The following is a 7643-nucleotide window of genomic DNA, read 5'->3' as shown; positions in this document are numbered from 1 at the left end:
AGCCTGAGGAGCGCCCTCATACTGAGGCGGATGGTAAGTCATAGATTGGATACCCACTCGTCCTGGACCAATGAAGCGATTCAGTGTGATTGAAGCGCCCGCCATAAAACCGCCAATGGCCCCTAGAATGCCCCCACCGCGCTGTGAACCAGCCACTGTTGTCACTGTCATCTGGACCGAGGGGTCCTTCCAGAGCCAGGCTCCTGGTTCGATGTCCAGCGCTTCGCCAGGGGCCAGCATCTTCTCAAAAACATTGCCGTAACCATGCAGCAATAGCAGACCTTCACTTCCAACAGCAGTAAAACGGTCAATGAAGAAGCCCGTTCGGCTAAAGAGAATGTTGGCGAGTCCCTGCACAAAGGTAAAGTCGTACTCGATGTTACCAGTCGCGACCAGAAACTGATGTTCACGCACCTCTACCGTCTGGCCAGGTTGGAGGCGGAGCGCGACAATCTGGCCCACCGAGTCACGGGAGAAAGCAATATTGCCAGGCCCATAAGCTTCGGTCATAAAAATCTGCAGTCCAGCAAAGAAGCGACGCGCGGCCCCTCTGAGGGACTTGAAGCCGATTTGTACACCAGGATGCTTCCAAAGCAGAATATGGTGTTCAAAGTAGATGGGCATTTGGCTGCCAAGCATGATATCAACAACTGGAACTAGCTCACCCTCTATGGAAATGGTCATGTCGGCCACATGCAGTGGACCACGGGGATTATGCAGCTCAGCCCGAGGCACGGCATTGCCAAATGGACTGCTACCGTACTCTTCATACTGATTAGGGGGAACATAGCCCGCAGAGGGAGCGCTGTAAGGATCAGTCGGCACAGCCGAAGGTGAGGGCGGGACGGGGGTTCTCCCTACCTGTTGCAGCGGCATTCCACAAGTGCCACAGAAACGCACCCCATCAGCGACTTGACTTTGACAACGGGGACAGATCATCACCAAAACCTCCCGGTGATAGGTTCACTCAAATAGGCCCGGCAAGACGTAGCACGTACGCACCGGCTCACTCAGTCTAAGGAGGCAAACGCTCGTTCCTGCCGGCCTCTCGCCTTTTACAAGCAGCATTGCAGCACAATCAGCGCTTCGCCGCTTCCTGCTCCTTTGCTTCCTCTCAGGTTGTTGACAGCAGTGCTCCTAACCACCTGCTGGCTAGATGGCCTCATGCGGCCTCGGCCCTCAACCAGGGGAACCAGGCCGTCAACCAAGAAGAGATCAGCAGACCAACGACAGTAAGCCATCTCACCGGTTAACCACCCATCAAGGCCTCGCCGTTGGCGTCGCGTCCACTGCTCTACATGGAGCGACCTCAAGCGAGCACACACAGGAACGCAGAGAGCCCGAAGAAAAGTAGCACGCTCTCCTCCCAGAAATATAAACGCGGATGAAGCCTCAGACTCAAGAGCCAGTCGCCAGATGGGGCTGAGAGCATTTCAGCCAGATGGTCAGCAGGCAGCAGTATGAGGAGCAAAGCAAGCTGACGGCCTTCAGTGAAGAGGGAGGAGGAGAAGGAGAGAGCAAGCCGCCCAGCATACAGACGGCAAAAGACCTCCCCTTTCTCCAGGCAGAGCCGGAGTCGCACACAATGCCAGAGCGGGGCAGGAGGCGGAGAGGCCAGAACATACTGCCCTACTCTACCAGCATCAATTGTTCAAAGCCTGAATGCGCCGAGCCGAGACCAACAAAGGCAAAGAGACCCTCAACCGCGGACCAGCGCAACGCGGACAGAGCAGACGGCCTTTGGAACTAACGGGAGCCGCTGAGGGTCTCCGCCAGCGACCATTGAGTATAGAAGCAAGCCAGAGTAAGCGAATAGAGCGATATCAGGCGCATCTATGTGCGGCGTGCAACACGCACCAATAGGCTTTCCCTTGATCGCCAATGGCCAGCTCGCAAGCGCAGAGCCAGGTTTTGGCTCTCACCGGATTCTCTTCGACCAATCACACAGCGAGCGAGCAAGCAAGCCAGTGGGCTAATCAACCAGACGGTCGAAGTGAACCGGAGTGAACCAAGCTACTAGAGCACGAAGCTATCAGCGAGTGGGCTGCGGTTGTTACCATTCTCCCGCTTCTCATTCAGATTCACTGATTGCTGGCTACCAGTCTGGCGCATCTGCTGAGATGGGTAACTAGCATTCTGAGCTGTACTTGGCGTTACGGGAGCGCTTTGGAGATTCTGCAAGCTTTGCAGAGCGGCCTGGGACTGAGACATAGGCTGATCAGTAGCCAACTGAATGGTCTTTCCCTCAATTACCACCGCAATGCCGACGCCGCGGCGCAGGTCGGCGAGCTGGCGGCGCAGCTCGCGGTTCTCGGCCTCCAGGGCCTCCATCAACTTCTTCTGCTCCAGCAGCAGCTGAGCGATACCTTCGAAACCAGCACTAGCACTGCGTTCCATAGCGGACTCCTCCTGCGTACTCCGTGTACCCAACAATTCTAAGAGAAAAGCACCCATCACAAAGCCACATCCTCCCAACTTAGTTCGTCCCCAGCAAAGGGACGATCCGATCCCAGATGGCAGCCGCAACCTCCTCCTTCGGCATGACTGGCAACTCTTCCAGGCCGCCATCGGCGTGGCAGATATAGACCTTATTGGTATCAGAGCCGAAGCCACTATCAGGTCGAGTGATATCGTTGGCGACCAGGAGATCCAGGCCCTTCTGCGCCAGCTTCTGCCGGGCGTAGGAGAGCACATCGTGGGTCTCAGCGGCAAAGCCAACGCGGATCAGGCGGTGTGGGCGAGCAGACCTGTCCGACGAGCGCGAGAGCGATGCCCCAGACACCTCTGCCGATCTCGCCGCATCGGACGCCTGCTGGGTTAGAGCCGTGGCCTGTGGCTCTGTTGGCACGGCGGACAGATGCGCGAGTTCCTGCAAAATATCGGGATTGCGCACCAAGCGCAGCGTCAACTCCTCCTTAGCCTGAACGGGCGCCCCCGCCTCCTCACTTGCATGGCTACCCAGTTCCTCCTTCTTAATTTTGCGAGGAACTGGGGTTGCGGGGCGGAAATCGGCCACTGCGGCATTCATGACCAAGACATCGGCGGTGGCAACAGCATTGCGCACGGCCTCCAGCATCTGGAGAGCTGTCTCTACCTCCTCAAATTCCGCCCCATAGGGAGGGGTCAGAGCCGTTGGAGCCGAGATCAGCCGTACCTGGGCGCCACGGGCCAGGGCTTCTGCGGCCAGAGCAAAGCCCATCTTCCCGGAAGAGCGATTCCCCAGAAAGCGGACCGGATCGAGCGGCTCACGCGTACCGCCGGCAGTAACAACGACGCGCCGACCTGCCAGGTCGCCCGTGCGTCCCAGCAGCCAGCGCACAGCGCCCAGCAGGTGCGCCGTTTCTGGCAGGCGTCCGGGGCCGATCGCCCCAGAAGCCAGATGCCCTACTTCTGGCGGAACAATATGCGCCCCGCGCTCACGCAGCAACGCCAGATTTGCCTGTGTTGCCGGATGCTCATACATTTCGGCATCCATAGCAGGAGCCAGCAAGAGCGGCGCCCGCGTAGCCAGGGCCACCGCCGTCAGCAAATTGTCGGCGATTCCGTGGGCCAGTTTCGCAAGCGTATTGGCTGTTGCTGGCACGATCGCTAACAGCTCCGCAGCGCGCGCCAGCTCGATATGTAACTCGGCGGCATGTTCTGCTGCCTGCCACAGATCGCTGTAGACGGGTCGATGACTTAGAGCAGCGAACGTCAAAGGACGGACAAACTCTTCGGCGCGCTCCGTCATGATCACGTCAACGAGTGCCCCAGCCTGCTGCAACTTGCTCACCAGGTCAGCAGCCTTATAGCAGGCGATCCCCCCACACACGCCGACAATGATACGCCTGTTGAGTAAGACTTTCCCTGTTGCCCGTCCGCTCGCTCGCTCACTCATTGTATCCACAACTAGCCCGGATGTAGCCGGATAAGAACATTGTTACAATAACATAAGGTGAAAAGTGCGATCAAGCAAGATGCCAAGAAGTACCATGCGCCCCTCTTCGCCTTTATGCCCGATATCCTGTCGCTGTTTCTCGCTGTTCCTTACTATCCTTGCACCTCCGATCGGATGTTGCCACCGCGCAGGAGGTGCAGCGCCTGGAGCGAATGGGGTAGGCGGCGGAATCAAATAGACAGAGAGCCGGCCTGGGTAGCAGGCTGGCCCCGCTGAGAGTGGCTGCTGGCCAGGCCTGCTACCTCTGCCTTGCTTGTTCTGGCGGTTCTCTCTCTGTCAGCACCGTCATCAACTTAGCGCCTGACATCCTTGCGTTTTAGGAAGTAGGCGATCAACCAGGCTAGCACAACGCTCATGAGCGCTAGCGCAAACCAGGTCAGCAGCAGATGGAAGACTGCCTCAGCCTGGCTATGACCCTCGTAGGTTGGGAAGAGGGTTCCGTGATAAGAGAAGTCGTCGGCGCCTAGCTTATCGCCATGCAGCCCAATTGAGGAACCAAGCGCTGCCATTGCCCAGCGCGCCGCGAAGAAGGCTCCCAGGAACTGCATCAGTGGACCCTTGAGAGCAAAGATGATGCCCGAGAAAATGACCTGGGGAATGAGCACGATCGGAACAAAGCTCATAGCCCGGTCATTGTTGGGAGCAATTGCCGAGATGGTCAGTCCCAGCATGAGGCCCGCTAACGAGGTGAGGGCCATTGTAATATAGATTTCCAATCCGACGGGCAGGAAGATTCCCTGATGGAAGGGAGCTTTCAGGTTGACCATCACCACCAGGACCAGGCTCTGAAGGAGACAGAGCAGGCCCAGCACCGCGATCTTTGAGAACATGTATGGGATGATGCCCAGGTTCACCGCCCGTTCACGCCGGTAAATGGGCGCTTCTTTGACGATTTCTCGTGCGCCATTGATACAGCCGAACATGACAGCGGCAAAAGCCATAATGAAGAGGATCTTCTGCGCGTCGCCCCCTGAGCCAGGAGCGATGTAGTAGTTCAGCGCCTGGTCCTCAGTCAGTCCTTTCTGAGCGAGGAGCGCCTGCCCCTGGGGGGTATGCAGAGCGTTCACCACGTTCTGGCAATCATACTTGTTGCCATTGGGAACGGTGATCGGAATAGCTGGCAGTCCTGAGGGGGGCGGTTGTGTCTGGCAGTTGGCGATGCTACTCGAGTCAAAGGTGCCGTGTCCAGCCAGGAAGAAGAGGATCAGCCCGATCACTGGTGCTTGCAGCAGCAAAATGAGCAGGTTCCCAACATCGTTCTTGAGCAACTCCAGATAACGGAAGGAGAGCAGCCAGAACTGCCGCCAGGGGTTGCCGCGCTTGGGTGGTTTGACCGCGACGGTCTGGGCAAAAGGCTGGTTGAGGCGAGCCGCTGGCCCTGTGTTCAGCGGCATGGCCACATACTTCTGATAATCGGCAGACTGCTTGAAGCGCTCTGCTGCCTGTTGGGGTATATTGGGATTCTCGTCAGTTGGCTCCAGCAGGCTATAGATCTCGGCAAAGTCACTGCGACCAAAAAACTGTTTGGCTTCCTCTGGTGGTCCAAAATAGGCGAGATAGCCACCTGGTGCCAGGAAGCAAATGTAGTCGCAGACATTGATATTAGTTGTGGCATGCGTCACCAGAATGATGGTATGCCCTTTATCGGCCAGACGCCGCAGCAGCAGCATCATCTTGCGGTCCAGTCCGGGATCAAGGCCCGAGGTCGGCTCATCCAAGAAGAAGACGCTCGGATTCGCCAATAACTCCATAGCGATCGAGACACGCTTACGCTGACCGCCAGAGAGCTTGCTCACCAGCAGGTGACGTCGGTGGGTCATTTCGACGTCTTCGAGCACTTCCTCGATGCGCTTCTGGATCTGATCGTGAGTGAAATCTTCGGGCAAGCGCAACTTGGCGGCATAGTAGAGCACCCGCTCCACTGTCAGGTCACGATGGACAATGTCATCCTGAGGGACATAGCCAAGCTGGGTGCTGAAGGCGGCGAGGTTCTTGTAGTAGTCCTGACCGTTGTAGAGGACAAGGCCCTCCTGAGCCGGTCGCAGGCCATTGAGGGCATCCATCAGTGTCGATTTTCCAGCCCCCGAGCCGCCGACGACTGCAACGAATTTGCGCGGAGGGATGACAAGGGAGATGTCTTGCAGCAACAGCATGTGATGCGTGCCATAGCGCTTCAGATGCAAGGCATCGATGCGGATGCTGCGACTCTCGTCATGCTGGGTCAGCTCTGTGCCAGTATAGATCAGTCTGAAGGGGCCGATGCGAATCTCGTCGCCGGGCATCAGGAGGCGCTGCCCCACGCGCTGCCCGTTGACATAGACATGGTTCGTGCTGCCCAGATCAACGATGCGATAGCTGCCGTCAGCCAGGCGTTCCAGACGCGCATGATGGCCCGAGACCTGGGGATGGCTGAGCACGAGCATGTTATCGCGATGGCGCCCGATGGTGATGACTGGCGCCCCTAGAGGCACCGGGCGAATCTCAGGTAGCATTTCCTGAGCCTGGCCGCTGCCATCGTTGTAGGCCAGCGTGACCAGGGTGCCATGCTCGTCGCCGATACGGAAGATATCCCCTCGCTCTAAGGGCTTACGAAATTGCTCGTCGCCCCGAATATGCTGGCCTCGATAGAGAAGACCGTTGAGCGTCCGCCCGCGCGCGGGATGAGGGTGTACAATATAGGGCTGGTTGCCGTCAAAGACAATCTGGGCATGGAAGGCCGAGATGATCGGCTCCGGGATCACAATATCGTTGGAGGGATCGCGCCCGATGCTGATGACTGGCTTATTGAGCGGATAGACCAGCTTCTCTCGGCGCACGTTGCTGCTGATCTCCAGCGAGGGCACCCCTTGAGGCGTCGCTGCACCGGCCATTGCTGCAGGCTGCCCCCTAAAGAGATCGGAGTCAACGCGCTCGGTTCCTCCCTCGCCTGCCGCTGGGACTGCGCCGGCAGGTATGACGCTCGGCCCAGCGCCAGGGGCCAGCCCTACAGCCGGCACCGGAGCGGGTGCAGGTGTCGGCATTGCTCCTGGTGAGGGCGACGCCTCTACAGCCGCCGCCGCGCCGCCAGCACCGGCAGGCTGTGCAGCCTCGCCCGCGCCGCTACTGACGCCTCCAGCCTGCCCAGCCGTTACCAGGAAAAGAAAGGTCGTGCCCGGACCAAGCCCGATCGTGTCGCGATCATGAATGATCTCCCGCTGCACCTGCCGCTGATTAACGGTGACGGTATTCTGAGGACTCAGCTTCTCAATGATCCAGGTTCCATTTTCGCAGAGCAGACGAGCATGCTGCCGCGAAACTGTCGGGTCAGAAATAACGATATCGTTACTTGGCTCGCGCCCTAGGGTGGTAACTGTTTTGACGATTTGCACAGTCGTGCCGGCCAAGGGACCTGTTAGGAAACGGAGTGTGGCCAGGCTTGGCGGACTGTTGACAGCATCCATGATCTTCCCCCGGCTCCTTCTCTGGAACTAATCACCTTTAGTAAGCTTGCCGCAGACTACTTCTCGCTCCTATCCTGGATTGATATTTGTCAGCCATTATAGCGGAGCAGACGGAGCATGACAATTGGCTCCTTCGCTAGAGCCTTTGCTCGACGATCAGGCAGGATGACCGCTAACTAGAAACTAAAGGAAGAAGAGAGTAGATGAAGGCGAAAAGATCCCCTAAACCAGTCAATATGCCAGTCCCCCTAGAACCTCACAGGCTT

4 protein-coding genes are annotated in these 7643 nt (G+C 57.9%); all 4 read right to left on the bottom strand.

Annotated features, from left to right (window positions below; all coding sequences use genetic code 11):
* On the bottom strand, window positions 1–939 hold a 939-nt coding region (locus IRZ24_RS14055; protein ID WP_297165307.1), incomplete at its 3' end, for an AIM24 family protein.
* Window positions 940–2016: 1077 nt separating this feature from the next.
* The gene (locus IRZ24_RS14050; RefSeq protein ID WP_297165306.1) at window positions 2017–2397 is read right to left on the bottom strand and encodes a hypothetical protein; all 381 of its coding nucleotides are present in this window, start codon (window positions 2395–2397) and stop codon (window positions 2017–2019) included.
* Window positions 2398–2476: 79 nt separating this feature from the next.
* Complete coding sequence (gene coaBC, locus IRZ24_RS14045; protein ID WP_297165304.1) at window positions 2477–3877, bottom strand: bifunctional phosphopantothenoylcysteine decarboxylase/phosphopantothenate--cysteine ligase CoaBC; 1401 nt, start codon at window positions 3875–3877, stop codon at window positions 2477–2479.
* 353 nt (window positions 3878–4230) lie between these two features.
* Window positions 4231–7377, bottom strand: coding sequence for an FHA domain-containing protein (locus tag IRZ24_RS14040; RefSeq protein WP_297165302.1), 3147 nt, complete (start codon window positions 7375–7377; stop codon window positions 4231–4233).
* Window positions 7378–7643 lie beyond the last annotated feature (266 nt).

Origin of the sequence: Thermogemmatispora sp. (genome assembly GCF_019683755.1) — a bacterium.
GTDB lineage: Bacteria > Chloroflexota > Ktedonobacteria > Ktedonobacterales > Ktedonobacteraceae > Thermogemmatispora.
This window is presented reverse-complemented; position numbering and strand designations above follow the sequence as displayed.

What these genes read in the sequence shown, in the direction of transcription:
- IRZ24_RS14050 (WP_297165306.1), bottom strand. Translation starts at nt 2,397, where the DNA reads ATGGAACGCAGTGCTAGTGCTGGTTTCGAAGGTATCGCTCAGCTGCTG.
- IRZ24_RS14040 (WP_297165302.1), bottom strand. Translation starts at nt 7,377, where the DNA reads ATGGATGCTGTCAACAGTCCGCCAAGCCTGGCCACACTCCGTTTCCTA.
- coaBC (WP_297165304.1), bottom strand. Translation starts at nt 3,877, where the DNA reads ATGAGTGAGCGAGCGAGCGGACGGGCAACAGGGAAAGTCTTACTCAAC.